The sequence below is a fragment of the Roseovarius tolerans genome (genome assembly GCF_900109855.1).
GTDB lineage: Bacteria > Pseudomonadota > Alphaproteobacteria > Rhodobacterales > Rhodobacteraceae > Roseovarius > Roseovarius tolerans.
Genome location: NZ_FOBO01000014.1, coordinates 77,739 through 95,612 on the forward strand (window position 1 = coordinate 77,739; position 17,874 = coordinate 95,612).

The 17,874-nt window shown below is 61.7% G+C and carries 19 protein-coding genes and 1 pseudogene; 11 read left to right on the forward strand and 9 right to left on the reverse strand.

Annotated features, from left to right (window positions below):
- Positions 1–71: 71 nt before the first annotated feature.
- Positions 72–923, reverse strand: a complete 852-nt coding sequence (locus BMX04_RS13895) for a LysR family transcriptional regulator (protein WP_074787509.1) — start codon at positions 921–923, stop codon at positions 72–74.
- 106 nt (positions 924–1,029) lie between these two features.
- On the opposite strand from BMX04_RS13895, the gene BMX04_RS13900 reads away from it, so the two are divergent.
- The 5 genes from BMX04_RS13900 to BMX04_RS13920 are packed head-to-tail and all read left to right on the forward strand — an operon-like array spanning position 1,030 to position 5,822.
- Complete coding sequence (locus tag BMX04_RS13900) at positions 1,030–1,629, forward strand: amino acid synthesis family protein (protein ID WP_074787449.1); 600 nt, start codon at positions 1,030–1,032, stop codon at positions 1,627–1,629.
- Positions 1,601–2,389 (forward strand): alpha/beta fold hydrolase, encoded by a 789-nt coding sequence (locus BMX04_RS13905; protein ID WP_074787451.1) that lies wholly within the window; start codon positions 1,601–1,603, stop codon positions 2,387–2,389. The genes BMX04_RS13900 and BMX04_RS13905 overlap by 29 nt, the downstream gene beginning before the upstream one ends.
- Entirely contained in the window at positions 2,386–3,297 is a 912-nt protein-coding gene (locus BMX04_RS13910; RefSeq protein WP_074787453.1) for a flavin reductase family protein, read from the forward strand. Before BMX04_RS13905 ends, BMX04_RS13910 begins: the two co-directional genes overlap by 4 nt.
- A gap of 3 nt (positions 3,298–3,300) precedes the next feature.
- Positions 3,301–4,335 (forward strand): LLM class flavin-dependent oxidoreductase, encoded by a 1,035-nt coding sequence (locus BMX04_RS13915; RefSeq protein ID WP_074787455.1) that lies wholly within the window; start codon positions 3,301–3,303, stop codon positions 4,333–4,335.
- An 8-nt stretch (positions 4,336–4,343) separates the two neighbouring features.
- Positions 4,344–5,822 (forward strand): aldehyde dehydrogenase, encoded by a 1,479-nt coding sequence (locus BMX04_RS13920; RefSeq protein ID WP_074787457.1) that lies wholly within the window; start codon positions 4,344–4,346, stop codon positions 5,820–5,822.
- Between the two features lie 272 nt (positions 5,823–6,094).
- On the opposite strand, the gene BMX04_RS13925 is transcribed toward BMX04_RS13920, so the two are convergent.
- Entirely contained in the window at positions 6,095–7,018 is a 924-nt protein-coding gene (locus tag BMX04_RS13925) for a LysR family transcriptional regulator (protein ID WP_074787459.1), read from the reverse strand.
- Positions 7,019–7,122: 104 nt separating this feature from the next.
- On the opposite strand from BMX04_RS13925, the gene BMX04_RS13930 reads away from it, so the two are divergent.
- The 3 genes and pseudogenes from BMX04_RS13930 (at position 7,123) to BMX04_RS13935 (ending at position 9,287) form a co-directional block, all read left to right on the forward strand.
- Positions 7,123–8,109, forward strand: a complete 987-nt coding sequence (locus tag BMX04_RS13930) for a sterol desaturase family protein (RefSeq protein WP_074787461.1) — start codon at positions 7,123–7,125, stop codon at positions 8,107–8,109.
- Between the two features lie 43 nt (positions 8,110–8,152).
- Positions 8,153–8,251 (forward strand): annotated as a pseudogene (locus BMX04_RS19445) (integrase); the annotation flags it as partial.
- A 223-nt stretch (positions 8,252–8,474) separates the two neighbouring features.
- A complete protein-coding gene (locus tag BMX04_RS13935) occupies positions 8,475–9,287 on the forward strand; it encodes a class I SAM-dependent methyltransferase (RefSeq protein WP_074787511.1) in 813 nt (270 codons plus the stop codon).
- Between the two features lie 87 nt (positions 9,288–9,374).
- Here the strand turns inward: BMX04_RS13935 and BMX04_RS19450 are convergent, their stop codons facing one another.
- Positions 9,375–9,515, reverse strand: a complete 141-nt coding sequence (locus BMX04_RS19450) for a hypothetical protein (RefSeq protein WP_175477375.1) — start codon at positions 9,513–9,515, stop codon at positions 9,375–9,377.
- A 293-nt stretch (positions 9,516–9,808) separates the two neighbouring features.
- Here BMX04_RS19450 and BMX04_RS19670 point away from each other — a divergent pair, with 293 nt between their 5' ends.
- A complete protein-coding gene (locus BMX04_RS19670; protein WP_083398195.1) occupies positions 9,809–9,943 on the forward strand; it encodes a LacI family DNA-binding transcriptional regulator in 135 nt (44 codons plus the stop codon).
- Positions 9,944–10,233: 290 nt separating this feature from the next.
- Here the strand turns inward: BMX04_RS19670 and BMX04_RS13945 are convergent, their stop codons facing one another.
- Together BMX04_RS13945 and BMX04_RS19120 are read right to left on the reverse strand one after the other, a co-directional pair.
- Positions 10,234–10,587, reverse strand: a complete 354-nt coding sequence (locus BMX04_RS13945; protein WP_074787463.1) for a hypothetical protein — start codon at positions 10,585–10,587, stop codon at positions 10,234–10,236.
- A gap of 279 nt (positions 10,588–10,866) precedes the next feature.
- Positions 10,867–11,208: a hypothetical protein gene (locus BMX04_RS19120; RefSeq protein WP_074787465.1), complete on the reverse strand. Its 342-nt coding sequence runs from the start codon at positions 11,206–11,208 to the stop codon at positions 10,867–10,869.
- Positions 11,209–11,783: 575 nt separating this feature from the next.
- Between BMX04_RS19120 and BMX04_RS13960 the strand changes: the two genes are divergently transcribed.
- Both BMX04_RS13960 and BMX04_RS13965 read left to right on the forward strand, forming a co-directional pair.
- Positions 11,784–12,659, forward strand: a complete 876-nt coding sequence (locus tag BMX04_RS13960) for a class I SAM-dependent methyltransferase (protein WP_244888556.1) — start codon at positions 11,784–11,786, stop codon at positions 12,657–12,659.
- 27 nt (positions 12,660–12,686) lie between these two features.
- The gene (locus tag BMX04_RS13965; RefSeq protein ID WP_074787469.1) at positions 12,687–12,935 is read left to right on the forward strand and encodes a nitronate monooxygenase; all 249 of its coding nucleotides are present in this window, start codon (positions 12,687–12,689) and stop codon (positions 12,933–12,935) included.
- 60 nt (positions 12,936–12,995) lie between these two features.
- Here the strand turns inward: BMX04_RS13965 and BMX04_RS13970 are convergent, their stop codons facing one another.
- From BMX04_RS13970 to BMX04_RS13985, 4 genes are all read right to left on the reverse strand, one after another.
- The gene (locus BMX04_RS13970; protein WP_074787471.1) at positions 12,996–14,084 is read right to left on the reverse strand and encodes an extracellular solute-binding protein; all 1,089 of its coding nucleotides are present in this window, start codon (positions 14,082–14,084) and stop codon (positions 12,996–12,998) included.
- Positions 14,041–15,729, reverse strand: coding sequence for a chloride channel protein (locus tag BMX04_RS13975; protein WP_175477376.1), 1,689 nt, complete (start codon positions 15,727–15,729; stop codon positions 14,041–14,043). Before BMX04_RS13975 ends, BMX04_RS13970 begins: the two co-directional genes overlap by 44 nt.
- Positions 15,730–16,156: 427 nt before the next feature.
- Positions 16,157–16,966 (reverse strand): SDR family oxidoreductase, encoded by an 810-nt coding sequence (locus BMX04_RS13980; RefSeq protein WP_074787475.1) that lies wholly within the window; start codon positions 16,964–16,966, stop codon positions 16,157–16,159.
- Between the two features lie 12 nt (positions 16,967–16,978).
- Positions 16,979–17,848 carry an SDR family NAD(P)-dependent oxidoreductase gene (locus BMX04_RS13985; RefSeq protein WP_074787477.1) on the reverse strand — a complete coding sequence of 290 codons (870 nt, stop codon included), beginning with the start codon at positions 17,846–17,848 and terminating at the stop codon, positions 16,979–16,981.
- Positions 17,849–17,874 lie beyond the last annotated feature (26 nt).

Sequence of the window (17,874 nt, forward strand, 5' to 3'; positions counted from 1 at the left end):
CCAAACCGGACATTCCTGCACTGCGTTGTGAATGACCACTGACAGATGCTTTTCACGCCAGAGATACCGCACTAACCAACCACGCCGTCGTTTTCGCTCACCAACCAAGCGCACAACTCTGCAGCCTCCGGCTTTTTGGAAGCGACTGACAAGTGATACGCCTCGTGAGCGGGGATCGATGCGGGGTGGGCAAGTTCCACCAGTCCCTGTCGCAAGGCGTGACCGGCCAGCCATTCGTTGACGAGGGCGACGCCGTTGCCGAGCGCGGCGAGATGTAGTGCCATGCCGTAGGTGTCGGTGTGCAGGCTCGGGTCTGGCACCGGCTCGACTGCCTTGGCCCAACTTCGCCAGCCGCTGGAGGTGCCGACAGCCTCAATCAGGGGCAGCTCCTGCGGGCGCCCCACAACCGTCGGAGATTTCACCGCGATCAGGCGATCGGGTAGGATGGCCTTCGCATTCACGCCAACCTGCTGGGCCGATCCGAACCGGATTTCGATGTCGGCGCGGAGGGTATGGTAATCGTCGGGCCAGATTGCGCTGAGCAGCCTGACCTTCAGGTTCGGATGCCGGCAGCGAAACCTCGGGAGCAACGGCGCGATAACCCAGTGCGCGACGCTGACCGAGGTGGCGATCGTGAGAAGGTCTGCAGGCTGCTCCCTGTCCATACCGACCATGGCAGTCTCCAAGGCGAGTAGCGGCACCTGGACGTTTGGGAGCAGGCGCCGGCCGGCATCTGTTAGGTCCAGACCTCGGGCGCGCCGCAGGAAAAGTGGCACGCCGAGCCGCGTCTCGAGCGACTTCACCTGCTGGCTGACGGCTGACTGAGTAAGGCCCAGTTCGTCAGCCGCAGCGGTGAAGCTAAGGTGGCGCGCGGCGGCTTCGAAGGAGCGCAGCCAGCCGAGCGGAGGAAGCGATTTTGCCATGATCAAGTGAGCCATAAGGTTTCGTAATGTCTAAGCACATAAATCCGTCGTTTGTCAAAAACACCGCCGCTTCGTAGCTCTGGATCAAAGCGCACAGGAGGATGGGATGACACCGGAGATCAGGAAAATCGTGACATATGACGAGGAGGTCTTCATCGAGGGGTTTCGCGCAGCCGAGACGCCTTGGCGCATGTTCGCCGTCGCTGCCATTCTGAAGAACCCTTGGGCCGGACGTTTCGTAGAAGACCTGAAAGCAGAGATCTACGCATACGGGCCCGCGCTTGGAAAAATGATGACCGAGCGGATGATCGCCCTCGCCGGTGATGGGGAGGCGATCGAGGCCTATGGCAAGGCCGCTGTCGTGGGTCTGGATGGCGAGATCGAGCACGCATCGGGCCTCATCCACACCCTGCGTTTCGGCAACCACTACCGGGAAGCGGTGGGCGCCAAGTCCTACCTTGCATTCACCAACACCCGCGGTCCAGCGAACGCGCCGATCATGGTGCCCTTGATGGATAAGAATGACGCCGGGCGGCGCTCGCATTACCTCACAATCCAGTTCTCGATTTCCGACGCACCGCGCGACGACGAAGTTGTCGTCGTGCTCGGTGCAGCGTTGTCTGGCCGGCCGCATCACCGCATCGGGGACCGCTACCAGGATCTCAAGGAATTGGGCCATGGCCTCGACAACCCTGCCGCGGTTTGACGTCGCCGGCCTCTCGGCTATCGACCTCGGCCAGGGCTGTCCCGTGGTGCTACTCCACGGCGTCGGCCTGAACGCGGAAGTTTGGAGACCGCAGATCGAAGGGCTGCGTGGGGCTTATCGCGTGATCGCACCGGACCTGCCTGGCCACGGGGATAGTCCCTGCCCGGAAGTGACGCCGACGCTGGAGCACTACGTGCAGAGCGTCGCGCCGCTGATCAGATCACTCCCCGAACCCGCTCTGGTGATCGGCCATTCCATGGGTGCGATCATCGCGCTGGCGCTGGCCGCGCAAGTGCCTTCCAAGGTCTGTGCGGTGGCTGCGCTGAACACCATTTTCGAACGCTCGCCGGAAGCCTCTGCCGCCGTGCGCGCCCGCGCCACCGAGCTTGACGGAACGAACGCGCCGGACCCCGCGCCGACCCTCCTGCGCTGGTTCGGGCATGTTATGTCGCCCGAGCGCGAGGCCTGCGAGCGCTGGCTGCGCGAGGTGGATCCGAAGGGTTACAAGCTGGCCTACACGGCCTTCGCCGAAACCAACTGTCCGAGCCGTGCCGCAATAGGCTCGCTCACCTGTCCCGCTCTCTTCGCCACAGGCGCGCTGGAGCCAAATTCCACCCCTGAGATGTCACGCGCCATGGCCGCGCTGGCGCCGAGGGGCCGAGCGCTGGTCGTTGCCGGCGCGGCGCACATGATGCCGCTGACCCATGCCGAGCAGATGAACAACGCGATCCTTGCCTTGGCGCGCGAGGTCTGGACATGACCACGCTCGATCCACACGCGCTGCGCCATGCCTTTGGCAGTTTCATGACTGGCGTCACGGTCGTCACGACGAAGGCTGCCGACGGCACACCACTGGGTTTCACCGCCAATTCCTTCTCCTCGGTCTCGCTCGATCCGCCGCTCCTGCTGGTGTGTCCGGGTAAGTTCCTGTCCTCCTACGACAGCTTCGCGCGGGCCTCGCGCTTCGCCGTGAACGTCCTCGCCGAAGGCCAGGAAGAGGTGGCCAATACCTTCGCGCGCTACAAGGGTGACCGCTTCGCGCGCACTACGCACCATGGAGATGACCACGGTAACATCCTGATCGACGGAGCCGTCGCGCAATTCTCCTGCACCACGCACCGGGTCATGGAGGCCGGCGATCACGCCATTCTGGTGGGTAAAATAGAGGACTTCAATCACGATAAGGGGCGCGGCCTGGGCTATGCTGCGGGACAGTTCTTCAGCCTCGGCCTGGAACGCGCCGCGCTTGAACATGCGGGCAGAAGCGCGCTCTTGGGCGCGATCATCACGCGGGGCGACGATGTGCTCTTGGAGAAGACCGAGGCCGGCTATCGCCCGCCACAAGTGATCTCGACTGAGCGGCAGGATGTGCGTCGGACCCTTGTCAACAACATCTCATCGCGAGGCCAACCAGTCACCCTTGGGCCCGCCTACGCGGTTTTCGACGACGGAAATACCCAATGTTCTTACTTCCTGGCGCAGACCGAAGCGCCCGGCACTGTCTTCGCCCGCTGCGCAATCCGCGACATCCCCAAGGTGACCTTTGCCACCCTGGCGATTACCGACATGATGCGCCGATTCGCACTGGAGGCGGAGACCTGTAACTTCGGTCTCTACGTCGGCGATGCGCAGCGCGGCGATGTTCACCACTTGCAAGAAAGGACCTGACGCATGGATTTCTCGCTCTTCGTGCACATGGAACGCCTGGCGGACGAGCAATCGCACCAGCAGCTTAACGAGGAGCTGATTGCGCTTTGCAAGATGGCGGACGAGGCCGGGATGCGCGCCATCTGGACTGGCGAGCATCACGGGATGGAATTCACCATCGCGCCCAACCCCCTGATGACTCTGGTAAATCTGTCCCACCACACACGAAACGTGAAACTGGGCACGGGCACCGTCATCGCCCCCTTCTGGCACCCCGTCAAGCTGGCGGGAGAGGCTGCGGCAGCCGATTTGATGACTGGCGGGCGGATCGAGTTGGGTATAGCGCGTGGCGCCTATTCCTACGAATACCAGCGGCTCATGCCCGGCATGGACGCCTGGGAGGCGGGTCAGCGCATGCGCGAAAGCACCCCGCTTTTGCCAAAGCTCTGGGCCGGCGACTGCGCGCACGAGGGCGAGTTCTACAGCTTTCCCGCCACGACTGCCGTGCCGAAACCTGTGCAGGAAGGTGGTCTACCGATCTGGATCGCCGCGCGGGATCCAAATAGCCACGAATTTGGCGTCCACAACGGCTTCAACATCCAAGTGACGCCGCTCTGGCAGGGGATGGACGAGATCGAAACACTGATGAACCGCTTCAACGCAGCCTGCGACAGCCACGACGGCCCGCGCCCGAAGATCATGCTCTTGCATCACACCTATGTTGGCGCGGACGCGGATGACGTGGCGCTGGCGGCGCGGGAGCTTTCGCGCTTCTACTGTTACTTCGGGGCCTGGTTCCAGAACTCGCGGCCGGTCGACAAGGGTTTACTCGCGCCGCTCTCCGAGGAGGACATCGCCGGAAACGCCATGATGGCACCGGAGAATATGGCCCGGGACCTGACCATCGGCACCGCGGAAGATGTTATTGCCAAAATCAGGAAATACGAAGAGCTTGGCTATGACGAATATTCCTTCTGGATCGACAGCGGTATGAGCTTCGAGCGCAAGCGCGCCTCGCTCGCCCGTTTCATCGATCACGTCATGCCCACTTTCACGTGAGGTTCGATATGAACGCCCGACCACACTTCCAACTCTTCATCGACGGTACGTGGACCGAGGGTGCCGACGGCCAGGTCATGACCTCGCAGAATCCGGCCACTGGCGAGGATTGGGCGACCTTCGCCTGCGCCTCGCCAGAAGATGTCGACCGCGCCATCACCGCCGCCCGCCGCGCGCTGAACGATCCCGCGTGGCGTGACATGACGCAAACCCTCCGCGGCAAGCTGCTCTACCGCTTGGCCGAATTGATCGAGGAGCACGCCGCCGAGATTGGCCGGATTGAGACCACCGACAGCGGCAAGCTGCTGGCCGAAACGGCGAGCCAGACGGCTTACGTGGGCGATTACTATCGCTATTACGCCGGGCTCGCCGACAAGATTGAAGGCGCTGTCCTGCCGATCGACAAACCCGACATGCATGTCTTTACACAGCGCGAGCCGATCGGTGTGGTCGCCGCCATCGTACCTTGGAACGCGCAGATGTTCCTGACAGCGACCAAGCTTGGTCCGGCCCTCGCCGCGGGCTGCGCCGTTGTTCTGAAAGCCTCCGAGATCGCGCCCGCACCGATGCTTGAGTTCGCCCGACTGATCGAGGCGGCTGGCTTTCCGCCGGGCGTCGTTTCCGTGATCACCGGTGATGCGGAGAGTTGCGCTATCCCGCTCACCCGCCACCCGGAGGTCGATCGCATTGCCTTCACCGGAGGGCCTGAAACGGCGCGGCACGTTGTGCGCAATTCGGCCGAGAATTTCGCCGTCACGACGCTGGAGCTGGGCGGCAAATCCCCGATCCTTGTATTCGACGACGCGGACCTTGAGGGCGCGGCCAACGGATTGATCGCTGGCAATTTTGGCGCCTCCGGCCAAAGCTGCGTCGCCGGATCCCGCGGGCTGGTGCACCGCTCCGTTCTGGATACGGTGGCGCGGAAGATCGAAGAGAAGATGAAAGGTGTTGTCATCGGAGATCCGCTTGACGCCGCTACTCAGGTCGGCCCGCTCTGCACCGCAGATCAGGTCCGCAGGATCGAGACGACACTGGCCGCGGCGGTCACCGGCGGCGCCAAAGTACGGTTCGGCGGCTCTCCGCTCGACCGGCCCGGCAACTACATGGCTCCAACGCTGGTAGAATGTGCCAACGCAGATACTGAGACCCTGCGGGTGGAGATGTTTGGGCCTGTCATGTCACTTTTGCCCTTCGACACCGAGGATGAGGCCATTGCGTTGGCCAACAACACGCAATTCGGCTTGGGTTCGGGCGTGTTTACAGAGAATCTGGCCCGCGCGCACCGGGTCTCCTCGAAGCTCAAGGCAGGTATCTGTTGGGTAAACACCTACCGCGCCGTCTCACCGATAGCGCCCTTTGGAGGCTTCGATCAGTCCGGCTACGGGCGCGAGGCGGGGCTGGACGCAATTCACGATTACACGCGGACGAAAACCACCTGGATCAATACCTCGGCCAAACCCATGGCGAACCCATTCGTGATGCGGTAATGCTTGACAAATTGACGAGATTTTTGGCGCCCTATGCGTGCGTGCGCCCCACTACGGTCATTCGTTTGCCTCGCGGCGAAGGTCGGCTCCCCGCCGCTCCTGCTTGAGCGACGTGAACGGCCCATTGCTGCCTCGCGCCAAGGTGACCGGTGCTGCGGCGCAGCTTTTGGTTTGCAGCCATTTGTTCCTCGCGCAGCATTTGAAGCGGTGAGGGGCAGCAGTGCGGAACAAGCGGTCCTTTGTGCGGCAAGGATCAATGAAGGCTTTTTGACTCAGCACTCCACGATGCACTGCGATGAACCTGCTTTTGCGAAATAGGTTTGGCATGCTTCAACAAATTCTTGGACGCTTCGTCGTGGGCGCGATTTCTCGTATCCGATTGCAAGGGTAAGCGGCGGCAGATCGTCTGAAATCGGGCGAGCGACAACTTTCGCACCTGTGTAGCTTTCCGAGGTCAGCGGTCGCATGTTGAGGATGGCGCAGCCCCGCCCAGAGGCCACGAGGCTTCGGACCATTTCGGTCGAGTTCGCATAAGCCACGACAGGTGCTTGGCGGGCACCCGGTTGGAAAAGTCCCTCGTAATACGACGCGGCAACGGGGCGGTTCAGCACGACGAGGGGCTCCTTGGCGATCTCTTCCATTGAAACCGAAATCTGCTGCGTCAAGGGGTGTGTGGCGGGCAACAGGCAGTAGGGCGGTGCTGCGATCAATGTATCGAAATCCACTGATGGCCGTACCCCTTGTGCAACAAATAGGGCCACATCGAATGTGCCATCAAGGAGTCCGTCCTGCGCTTGGTCGTTGTCACATTCTGTCATTTCAAGCGCTACGGTGGTACTGGCTGTTAGAAACGTATCAAGGATCTGCGGTAGGAAGGCGGGTGCGATGGGCGCATAATACCCGATCCGAAGTGTTCCGCTGAGGGCGTGCTTGAGTTCCGCCCCTTCGGTTAGCACGGACCGGTATTCTTCCAGCAAACGCTCGCATTTGCGTGCCACTGCGCGCCCGCTGGCATTAGCCTGAATGCCACGCGCGCGGTGTCGTGTCACAAGCGTGAGATCAAACTCGGCCTCGACTTGGTCAATTGCGGACGAAATCGCAGAGGCTGCAATGTTCAACTCGCCCGCCGCTTTGGCGATATTGCCGTGGCGTAAGGCGGTCGTGAAATATTCCATTGCTTTCAAGGTGAGCGCCATTCAAAACCCCGTATTTTTCGATGTTCAATATCTGATAATACTATTTTTCAGATGATGAAGGCCATGCCAATATAGGACACACTGCCCCTGCCATGAGGCCCACCATGTCCGACGCTCCCCTCAAAGGCTGGAACCACACGCCCGAGGTTCCGCTTCAAGTTTCACCGTTCTTCAGCTGGCCGCCTCGCCCGATGGCGATGGCCAAGTGGGTGTTCAATTCGTGGTTTTTCATGACCGAAAAGCTGATCATCGTCGGGATCGCCTTCATTTCATTCTACTGGTTGCAGCCGTCGCTGGACGTGACACGCACGCTCGCCTTTGGCTGGATTGCCGAAATGTTCATCCGCAACGTGATCCTGATGAGCGTCGTTGCAGGCGGTCTGCACCTTTATTTCTTCACCTTCACCAAACAGGAGCAGAAGTTGAAGTATGACGCCCGCCCGCTGATGAAAAACGGGCGGCAGTTCACGTTGGGCGGGCAAATCCGCGACAATATGTTCTGGACAATTGCCAGCGGCGTCACCGTCTGGACCGCCTATGAGGTGCTGATGTTCTGGGCCATGGCCAACGGCTATGCCCCCATGTTGACTTGGGCCGCGCACCCGATCTGGTTTATCGCGCTGTTCCTGCTGATCCCTGTTTGGGAGAGCTTTTACTTCTACTGGATCCACCGCGCGCTGCACGTCCCGTTTCTGTATAAACACGTGCACGCACTGCATCATCGCAACATCAACGTTGGGCCGTGGTCGGGCCTGTCGATGCACCCTGTCGAACACCTGATCTTTCTCGGGTCGGTTTTGGTCCACTTCGTGGTCGCGGCGCATCCGGTCCACATCCTGTTCCACTTGCAATACTACGCCCTGACGGCGGCCACGACCCATACAGGGTTTGAGGGGATGGTGATCAAGGATAAGAACCGCCTGAAGCTCGGCACGTTTCACCACCAGATGCATCATCGCTATTTCGAGTGTAACTACGGCTCGCTCGAATTGCCGTGGGACAAGTGGTTCGGTTCGTTCCATGACGGCACCGTTGAATCTGACGCTAAAATCCGCAAACGGCGCAAGACATTCACCAACGGGGCCAGATGATATGGGCGGGATGACGGTCAAAGACCTGGACGATGCCACGGGCCGGTTGCTATTGGGCCACACGAAGATGGACAGCACTGTCAGATACCTCGGCGTCGAGCTTGAGGATGCTCTTGCGATCTCAGAGGCCATAGAAATCTAAGAACTTAGGCCGTCGGTGAAGACGGCCCTGAATGGCCGTTGATCGGTAGCGCCGGTGCTGCGACGCAGCTTTGCCAGACCAGCCGCTCATGCAGCGCGAAGCATTGTCCAAGGGCGAGCGACGGCAGCGCGGGACAGGGCTGTTGTTGAACGCCGCAAGGACAGCGACTTTTCGGCTCGCGTCTGGTATGATCAGGAAGGACCTCTTGCCGAAAAGCCTCGCCATGACCAACATCGATTCAGACTTCTCCGGCTCCATCCCCGAGGTCTACGACAGTCACCTCGTGCCGATCCTCTTCGAAGGCTATGCCGCCGATCTGGCTGGTCGGGTAGCAAAAGCAGACCCGACCGCTGTGCTGGAGGTGGCAGCAGGTAGCGGTGCAGTCTTACGCGCGCTTGCACCGCGCCTGAACGACGGGTGCCGCTATGTCGTCAGCGACATCAATCCGGCCATGCTCGAACGCGCCCGACAGCGTTATTCGGACGACAGGCTCGAATGGCGGGAGGCGAACGCGATGTCACTGCCCTTCGAGGACGAAACCTTCGATATCGTCCTGTGCCAGTTCGGCGTGATGTTTTTCCCGGACCACATCAAGGGATTTTCCGAGATCCTCCGGGTTCTTCGGCCGGGCGGTCGCTTCATCTTCAACAGCTGGGGTCCACTCGAAACGAACGATTTCGCGCATATCGCCCTCGAGACGTTGATTGCGTTGTATCCTGAGGACCCTCCGCTCTTTCTCGCCAGGACCCCGTATGGATACGCCGAGACGTCCCGGATCGAGGCCGATCTGGCGGCGGCCGGTTTCAAGCGTATTCGGATCGAGACTGTCGAGTTGCAGAGCCACGCCGGTTCGGCCGACGCCTTCGCCTTCGGTCAGACCTACGGGTCACCCCTCCGTCTTGAAATCGAGGCGCGCGGCAAGCCACCCCTGCCACAAGTCCGGGCGGCCTTTGAAAACGCGCTCGTGACGCGATTTGGGAGGGGTCAAATCACCGGACGGATGACGGCGCTCGTGACCGAGGCCATCGCACCCTGAGGGCCGCCCCGCCCTTCACCAGCGTGTGCCAAGGGCGCGCATTGGCCCTGCAGTGGAGCCCTTTCCAAGTCGTCTGAGTGCTTGACGTCACCGCAACGGCATGATCGCTTTGCGCTCGCAGAGCAAATCCACTTTCCGTCCGCGCGTATCGACCCAGACATGGTTGGCGTTCTCGGCCCATTCCGGCCATTGACCAACCGAATTGACGCTGCGACGCAGCTTTCGCATTGCAGCCGTTCGTGTATCGCGCAGCAATTTACAATTGTGAAAGAAACAGGGCGCAGACATTTGCGCCGTTCAGCTTTGGAACTCGGAGTGTTGCCGGGGCGGCTGACGGTTACAGTCGCAGGTCTGCACGTCAAAGGGTCTCGACCACCTCGCAGTGGCGTTGGTGAGAGCTGGATTTTTCTGACGGGTGAACATCACCTGTCACATCCCTGTAGCGAATCAACAGTAACAGTCATGGAAACGTTTCCATAAAGTTTCCTGTGGACACTTTCTGAACCGAAAAGACTGCTTGGATGGACTATAGGCAGAAAATTACCATCAAGGATGTCGCGCGCAAGGCCGGGTGCGGAATCGCCACGGCAAGTCGGGTCCTGAACTTCGGGGCCGCTGAAATCGAGGCAGCTCCGACGTTCGAAACGCTGAAATGACGCTTCGAATCTCTGAAGAGGATTTAGGTCCGCTCATAAGGGACGCAAAACAGGCTGACGAAGAAATCCGCTCAGTCTTTCGCACGCCTTCGATCGCCTGACGACCCCAGGGACCAAGGTGACGACAATCTGACGAGACTACGCTCAAGGCTTGCAAGCGATCGTTCGGTCGTCTGCGACTGTGGTTGCGTGGACTCTTGGGAGACTGCGCTCGGCGAAAGCGGTGCCTGAAGAACAGAAAAAGCCGCGGCCAGTAAGGCCGCGGCTATCGCATTTTTTGGCGGCTGATTTTACCGGAAAGCGGCCAGCAAATCGCTGATCCGGGCACCGTACCACCGCAGGGCGGTGTCGACACAGTATCCCGCACGCAGGCTCAACCCGTCGAGCTTTCCGGCTTGGGCCGCGGCGAGCGCATCGTGGATGGTCCGCAGCGCACTGTGGACAAGACGTGTGTCCGGGAATACGGATCCTGACTGCGAATGCAGATCGCATAGTGCATCGAACGCAACCTCATCGTTCGCGATGTCGAGCAGGTCGCACAGTCCGGCGCCGTGACGACGCAGGAAATCGGTTGCATCGAGGGCGGCCTCGGCGGCTCTGTCGGTCCCGCCATGATCCGTGGCGGGGTGTGAAGTGGTGAGCATGAATGCACTCCCGACATCCAGCCCGTGGCGTGTGCCACGCGTTTCTCGCTGGTGTCAGATCGGCCGATGCCCGGGCGTGCGGTGGGTTGCCGGTGGCAGATGGTGTCGCGGGGGCAGTGGTCTCCTTGATCGTTGCTGTCTCGTGGCTCGGTGCTCGTAGTCTGAACGTTGGCTCTTTCGGGCAAAGCGGAAGTGGAAATCTTCAGTTCTGTCGAAATTTTTTTGGTGTGCCCCGATGAAGGGTGCGCCCGGCGTGCGAGAGGCCGGGCGCACAGTCGTTCAGCCTGTTGCAGCTTGTGCCGCCCGGGCATCGCGCGACCCGTCGAGCAGCTCGCAGATCTCCTCGACGGCTGGGTCGAACGGTTCGATCCGACTGAATCGGGCGGCTTCGACGCGGTCCAGATCGTGGACATGGCGCAGGGCCAACAGGTCATCAAGCGCGTCGAGTTCTCGGTTCAGTCTCCGGGTCAATGGCGGCGCGAGGGACAGGTCGTCGATCAGACGCTGGACTCGCTGCAAGGCGACTGGCCCGCCGAGCAGATGGGCCGCTGAGGCCAGGGCGGCGCAGTTGCCAACGATGAACCCTGCGCAAGGCGAGGGGCTGAAGATATCCTTGGGCATTTCAGATGGTCCTTCTCATCCGTGCCAACCCCCTGTGGGTCGGCGTCAGAACGCCGCCGCGCTGCCCATTTGCGCTGCGTCGGGGATGAGTTTGGCCATTGTTCGGTCAGACGAAGGAAAAACTTTTGCCGACCCATATGCGCGTGTCGTTCGGGACCCCGAGGCCCTGCCCTTGGTGTAGCCGAACGCCCGCCACTGCGATCTCGGCCTCGAATTCTCTGCCGATGGCGAGGATGCCTATCCGCCGCAGGCCGCGCGGATCGAATGCGAGGTCAGTCCTGTGCGGGGCCACCGGGTCGAAGGGGACAACATGCGTCTGCCAGTACTCGGTCGCAATGACCGACGTCCGGTACGACTGCCAAGGACGGTTCAGCGCGTCGGTGCGCAGGCGGATGCCGTCGAGGGTCTAAAGGTAGGAAATCTCCTGCTGCAGAGGGCGATCAAAGTCGGTCATGCTCGGCGTCAATCACACCGCCAAGAATAGTCGGCATCTAATAGATCCTATGGCATTAAATCTCCCGCGCGCATGCCTGTCGGCGGATTGCGAGAAACTGTGGTAAACTCCGACCTGGAACTTGGCGGCGCTGAACAGAAGTCGGTTCGCGCCGGAACGGAAGGAGGCGGTCGTGGGAGACACAAGAGCCTTTGCGGAACTGGAAAAGCGGGAATGGTCCGAACCCGACGTCGCGGGTGCCTATGCGAGCGGGTTCTCGAAAGCCTCGGACATGGTCGTCCCGCACCTCGTCGCCGCCGTGGATGCGGGGCCAGACACAGATGTGCTCGACCTCTGTTGCGGTCACGGCAATGTCTCGGCGGGTCTTGTGGGGGTCGGCGCGCGGGTTACCGGCCTCGATTTCTCCGCTGCCATGCTCGAGCTCGCACGCGCAGCGGTGCCCGGCGCGCGTTTCGTAAGTGGCGATGCGATGCAGCTTTCGTTTCCAGATGCGAGCTTTGACGCGGTGACCATTGGCTTCGGCATGCCCCATGTCCCCGAACCGCCCCGCGTCGTGGCGGAAGTACGCCGCGTTCTAAAACCGGGCGGGCGGATCGCCTTTTCGACTTGGTGCGGTCCCGAGGTGGATGGTGCCTTCGGCTACGTCTTTGGCGCGATCGGGTCACATGGATCGCCGGAAATCGTCTTGCCTCCCGGGCCGGGCGCCAACGACTACGCCGACCCGGACATCGCCTATCCGGTGCTGGAAGCCGCAGGCTTCGGGAAGTTCCGCTGCGAGGTCGTCGCCTCCTGTTGGCACGTGAACGATCCGGGTCTCGCCTTCGACTTTTTTCGCGACGGCACCGCCCGAGGTGGTGCGCTTCTCCGTCCGCAACCAGATGTTCACGCGAGTGCCATCCGGGCTGCGGTGGTTGAGAGAGTGCTTGAAAACCATGGTGATGGCCCGGAATGGATAATTCCGATGCCGGCCGTTGTCATTTCCGCTCAGGCCATCTGAGCCGGAGAGGATCACAGGAGAAGGCACATGCTCACGCCCCCCGATCTTCGCGACATCCTCGGAATCGAGATCCCCATACTCTCTGCACCTCTCGGCGGTGCCACCGGCCCTGAACTCGTGGCTGCCGTTTCCAATGTCGGCGGCTACGGCGTCATTCCGCTCTGGGGCGCTCCGATAGACAAGATCCGCGATGGCATCCGTCGCACGAGGGAACTGACCGGCCGGAACTTCGCGGTCATGTGCCGACGACGGAATTTAGGACCTGCCAGCTGGTAACTATGTTGATCGATAAGATAATTGGCCGAAGAACCGAACAAAGAGACGAACCGGTTCAGCTTACTCTGCTGCGTCAAGCCAACTGTGGAAACGGCGCTGGCGCAGCTCTTCGGTATTCGCGTACCAACTGCTATCGCGAACGAGCACGCGGCCGCCATGCTGAGGGGCGTTCGGCAGATAGGCGCGCATCGGCAGACCGATGTCGGGGTTGAACCCGATCCGGTCGAATGCGGACCGGCGTGTCGGACCATAGGGGATACGCGTGGCGAAGCGCGCCATGCTGGCAGGCGTGGTCGCGTGAACGATGAAATCGCGCGCGGCATCGGGCACATCGGTTGTGGCGGCAATCGCCCAGACCTCGATTCCGATGATCCGGCCATCCCATACGATATCGATGGGCGCCCGGTCGCGCTGCGCCACGTCGAAGAACCGGCCGTTGAAACCCACCGCCATGACAGCCCGGCCATCGCCAAGCATTTCGGCGGGCTCCGCCGGGTCGTCCCACCAGACGATTTCGTCCCGGATCGTGTCGAGCTTGCGGAAGGCCAGCCTCAGCCCGCGCTCGGTGCTGAGCAGGCCATAGATCTGTTCCGGGGGGACGCCTTCGGCCAAAAGGGCCCATTCGAGAATGCCATCCGGACTACGCTGAATGGCGCGCGGACCGGGAAAGCGGGTGATGTCGAAAAAATCCCCGATACGGGTCGGTTTGACGCCGGCAAACGCCCGGTCATCAAAAGCCATGACGCGGGCATAGGCATTTTGGGGCACGGCACATCGATCGGGCCCGAACGGGGTGAAATCTTGAAGCGCCGCTTGGGAGAAGAGAGAACTCGGCTCGATCTCCAGCAACAGACCGCGTGCGCAGGCGACGCTGGCCTGGTCGGCCAGCATGTCAATGACGTCCCAGCCCTCGGCGGACCCGCGCTCTGCCAGCGCAGACCAGCTTCCATCGTACACGGCAACCTCAATGTCGAGGCCGGTCTCCGTCGTAAAGGGACTGATGATGGCCTGTCGTTGCGCGGCCTCATACGCGCCTCCCCAAGACACGATCGTCAACTCTTCTGCGGCGACTGGCGCCGAGATGAGCGATGAAATCAGAAGTACATCAGATAGACGCATTTTCTTCCTTCCGCAGCCGGGCGGATTCATCAAGCCAGGCAGACACAAGATCCGCCTCCGATACCGCGCCGAGGTATTTCCCGCTTTCGCCCGACACGACGGGCACCGCGTCACCGACAAAGCTACGCAGGCGCTCCATCGCTTCGGCAAGATTGGTTGTGTCGTCAAAGACCAGCCTGGCCGGAACGGCGCCTGACCTGACACTGCCAATATCGCAATGGATGCCGGGCGTGAACACACCCAGCAGCTTACCGTCACGGTCCAGAACAAAAGCTTCGCGCCATCCTTGCTCACGCAAACGATTGGCCACATGCTCGGGCGCGTCATCAGCATTTGCGGTGACGGCTTCGGGTTGAAGGTGGTCGACAACCTTTAGTGCCGCGAGACGCGCCCGATCCCGCCCGAGCGAGAAATCGATGCCGCGCCGGGCAAGCTGCACGTCGAACAGGGACCGGCCAAAAGCGCGATGCGACAGCAGGTTGGAAAAAACGACCGCAACCATAGCTGCGATGGTGACATCGTAGTTCCGGGTCAGCTCAAACACGATCAGAATGCAGGTCAACGGTGCCCCGATCACGGCACTGGCAAATCCCATCATGCCACAGATTGCGTAGATCGCCGCCCCGGAACTGGGCACGCCCGCGATACTCGACGCCATGATCCAGAAGAACACACCGATCAGGCTCCCGATCAGAAGCGAGGGACTGAAAGCGCCCCCGGAGAAGCCGGCCGCGATGCACAGGGCGGTCAGCACGGTTTTGGCGACGATCAAAACGATCACTTCGGTCAACCCGAAGGCGCCGTCGATCGTGGCAAAGCGCAGGGTCGAGGTTCCGATGCCCAGCACGTCCGGCAGGGCCAGCGCCGTCAGACCGACCGCGAGGCCCGCCATTGCGGTGCGCAACTCGGGTCGGGTGATCCACCGTGCCAGCGTCGGCCCGATGGACAAAAGCAGCCGCATGAAGAGGATGGCCCCCACAGCGACGAGAAGGCCGAGGGCCGCGACAAAGACGAATTCGTAGCCATGTGCGATGCCGGGGGACTCGATCCGGAACAGGGCGGGCCGTTCGAAAATCACATTTGCGACGAAATAGCCGCTGACCGACGCCACCGTCACAGGCGCAAAGGCACGGGTGGCGTAGTGGCGCAAGACGACCTCATGCGCAAAGAGAACACCCGCAATCGGCGCGTTGAACGCCGTCGATATCGCGGCTGCGACACCGCACCCGATCGCGATGCTGGCAAGGTTCGGCACGCCCAGACGCAGGCGCCGTGCAAACCCGCCGAAGATCGCGCCGAGATAGACCATCGGGCCGTACTGGCCGACCGAGGCCCCCGCGCCGAGCGACAGCGCTGCCGTTGCGGTCGAGATCACCCCGTCGCGCAGGCCCGGAAGCGGTTTGTGGAACTGCACGGCCTCGATCACATCGGGTGGTCCCAGCGGTCGTCCCGCAGGCGACAGATGACGATGGGCCAGCCCCACCATAAGCCCGCCAAGCGTTGGCACAAGGACCGTGGTCGTGGCCACCAACAAGGGCAGGCTTTCCCATTGCACCCGCGCCTTGGGGGCGACCAGCAATCCCGTATTCAGCAGGGACACCAACTCCACAAGTGCGATGGCGGCCAGCGAGGCGGCGCCTCCAACGACAAGCGCCACGCCGGTCAAGACAAGCATGCGTAGGAGCGGAGGCGCCGGAATGGTGTTTGGTCCTGCGGTCATCCCAAATGAACCTGAACCACTTTCGATGAGGGCGCAACGTTGCAAATACCGCGATGAAAACCAGACGAACAATGTAGGACCTCAACAACGGCGACCACATTGACAGCGGCGCCTTGGCCCATCGGTGGCTCATCACAACCTTGGCCGAACATGCGGGACAGCGCAATTCGCTGCGTCGGCAAGATCGACTGTTGAGCCAACGACCAAAACCATTGTGGGCCAGCTTTCGCATCTCAAATGGTATTAACAACTCGCCTTCCCGTCCCTCTCGTAGGAAGGTCAACTCGGCCAAGTTCGCCCAAAGCCGCAGTTCAGCAGTTGGTTTGGTTAGTGCGGTGCGGCGCGCCGAAGCGGACATAGCGCCGCTTCGGCCGGAAAGAGTTTATTCGTGCATCAACGCCTTGATGTCATCGATGAAACTGGCGTCGTCCTGCTGTTTGCGCCGATCCAGCAAGTCGGCGGCGTCCGGTCCTGCGCGGAACCGCAGTTGGTTACCGGGTGCGTGGGCGGCCTGCCAAATGGCGTCAGCCACGACCTCGGGCGAAGACGGGTTCGAGGCCAGCTTGCCGAACAGGCGCCCCATGGCTTCGGCGCTGGGGGCGTAGTCCGCCAGGCTATCGTCCATGGCGAAATCGAAAGAGCGCCCGCCGAAATCGGTCTTGATCATGCCGGGCTGGACGATGCGCACGCGGATGCCCAGTGGCTCCAGCTCGTAGTGCAGCGCTTCGGACAGGCCTTCGACGGCGAACTTGGTGCCGTGGTAGAGCGTGCCCAGCGGAAAGGTGATCTGACCGCCGATAGACGAGATGTTGACGACGGTGCCTGACCGGCGCGCTCGCATGTGCGGCAGGACGGCCTTGGTCACCTCCAGTAAGCCGATCACGTTGGTGTCGAACTGGCGGCGGATGCGGTCGGTCGAGAAGGCTTCGAGCGGGCCATAGGCTCCGTAGCCTGCGTTGTTCAGCAGCACGTCGATGGCGCCGAAGTGGTCAATGCCTGCGCTGACGGCGGCAGTGATAGACGCGAGGTCGGTCACGTCGAGGCGAGCGACCAGCACGTTGTCGAGGCCGGCAAGGTCAGAGGAGGAGGGATCACGCATGGTGGCGATAACATTCCAGCCTTCGGCGTGAAAGCGCAGGGCGGTGGCGCGGCCGATGCCGGAGGACGCGCCGGTGATGAGAATGGTGGGCATGGTAAGGCTCCTTCAGGCATTGAGGCGCAGCATCTCTTCGATGCCGAAATTGGTCAGGACGGTGCGGGTGACGTCATGCAGCACGGTGTTGTAGCGCTCGATCTCGGGGCCGGCGCCGGTGTGATCGACCACGGTTCGAAAGGGCTTCTGGCCGAAAGGCAGCGCCAACAGGGCGGTGACGGCCTCGGCGATGCGCTCGGGGCGTTGATCGGGCGTGGCCTCCAGCATTTGCGCGAGACCCTGCGCCGACATGGCCGGAACGGCGGCGAACTCGCCGTACTGCGCCTCGCGCGCGGGATCATCCGGTATGACCAAATTGTCGAAGAAGGCCGTGGGCATGGCACCCGGTTCGATGATGCAGGATTCGATTCCAAAGCCGGACAGTTCGGTCCGGTAGCATTCGACGATCGCCTCCAGTGCCCACTTCGACGCGCAATAGGTGCCGTAGAACGGCGTCGCGATGCGCCCGATCAGGCTGGAGGTATAAAGGATCGTGCCGCGCCCCTGCGCCCGGAAATGCGGCAGGGCGGCGCGCATCACACGCTGCACGCCGGTGACGTTGACGTCGAAAACGCGGGTCATATCCTTGGGCGACATCAGTTCCTGGATGCCATAGGATCCGATCCCGGCATTGTTGAAGAGCACGTCCAGCCCGCCGAGCGCGGCAATGGCCCCGGCCACGCCCGCCTCCGTGCTGGCGGTGTCCGTCACGTCCATTTCGACAACCCATGCGCCTTCGGCCTCCAGCGCGGCTATGGTGTCAGCTTTGTGCCCTGTGCGGCTGCGGACGCTGCCCGCGACCTGATGCCCTTGCGACATGAGCTCCCGTACAGTGGGCAGGCCAAATCCGCCTGCGAGTCCGGTGATGAATATCTTTGCCATCCGTCCAATCCCTGTCCTGTTGATAA

Coding starts and splice junctions, on each gene's coding strand:
- BMX04_RS13925 (WP_074787459.1), bottom strand. CDS start 7,018: ATGGCGCTCACCTTGAAAGCAATGGAATATTTCACGACCGCCTTACGC.
- BMX04_RS13895 (WP_074787509.1), bottom strand. CDS start 923: ATGGCAAAATCGCTTCCTCCGCTCGGCTGGCTGCGCTCCTTCGAAGCC.
- BMX04_RS13945 (WP_074787463.1), bottom strand. CDS start 10,587: ATGCTCACCACTTCACACCCCGCCACGGATCATGGCGGGACCGACAGA.
- BMX04_RS13975 (WP_175477376.1), bottom strand. CDS start 15,729: ATGCTTGTCTTGACCGGCGTGGCGCTTGTCGTTGGAGGCGCCGCCTCG.
- BMX04_RS13965 (WP_074787469.1), top strand. CDS start 12,687: ATGCTCACGCCCCCCGATCTTCGCGACATCCTCGGAATCGAGATCCCC.
- BMX04_RS19450 (WP_175477375.1), bottom strand. CDS start 9,515: ATGCGAAAGCTGCGTCGCAGCGTCAATTCGGTTGGTCAATGGCCGGAA.
- BMX04_RS13915 (WP_074787455.1), top strand. CDS start 3,301: ATGGATTTCTCGCTCTTCGTGCACATGGAACGCCTGGCGGACGAGCAA.
- BMX04_RS13985 (WP_074787477.1), bottom strand. CDS start 17,848: ATGGCAAAGATATTCATCACCGGACTCGCAGGCGGATTTGGCCTGCCC.
- BMX04_RS19670 (WP_083398195.1), top strand. CDS start 9,809: ATGGACTATAGGCAGAAAATTACCATCAAGGATGTCGCGCGCAAGGCC.
- BMX04_RS13980 (WP_074787475.1), bottom strand. CDS start 16,966: ATGCCCACCATTCTCATCACCGGCGCGTCCTCCGGCATCGGCCGCGCC.
- BMX04_RS13935 (WP_074787511.1), top strand. CDS start 8,475: ATGACCAACATCGATTCAGACTTCTCCGGCTCCATCCCCGAGGTCTAC.
- BMX04_RS13905 (WP_074787451.1), top strand. CDS start 1,601: ATGGCCTCGACAACCCTGCCGCGGTTTGACGTCGCCGGCCTCTCGGCT.
- BMX04_RS13910 (WP_074787453.1), top strand. CDS start 2,386: ATGACCACGCTCGATCCACACGCGCTGCGCCATGCCTTTGGCAGTTTC.
- BMX04_RS19120 (WP_074787465.1), bottom strand. CDS start 11,208: ATGCCCAAGGATATCTTCAGCCCCTCGCCTTGCGCAGGGTTCATCGTT.
- BMX04_RS13930 (WP_074787461.1), top strand. CDS start 7,123: ATGTCCGACGCTCCCCTCAAAGGCTGGAACCACACGCCCGAGGTTCCG.
- BMX04_RS13920 (WP_074787457.1), top strand. CDS start 4,344: ATGAACGCCCGACCACACTTCCAACTCTTCATCGACGGTACGTGGACC.
- BMX04_RS13900 (WP_074787449.1), top strand. CDS start 1,030: ATGACACCGGAGATCAGGAAAATCGTGACATATGACGAGGAGGTCTTC.
- BMX04_RS13970 (WP_074787471.1), bottom strand. CDS start 14,084: ATGAATCCGCCCGGCTGCGGAAGGAAGAAAATGCGTCTATCTGATGTA.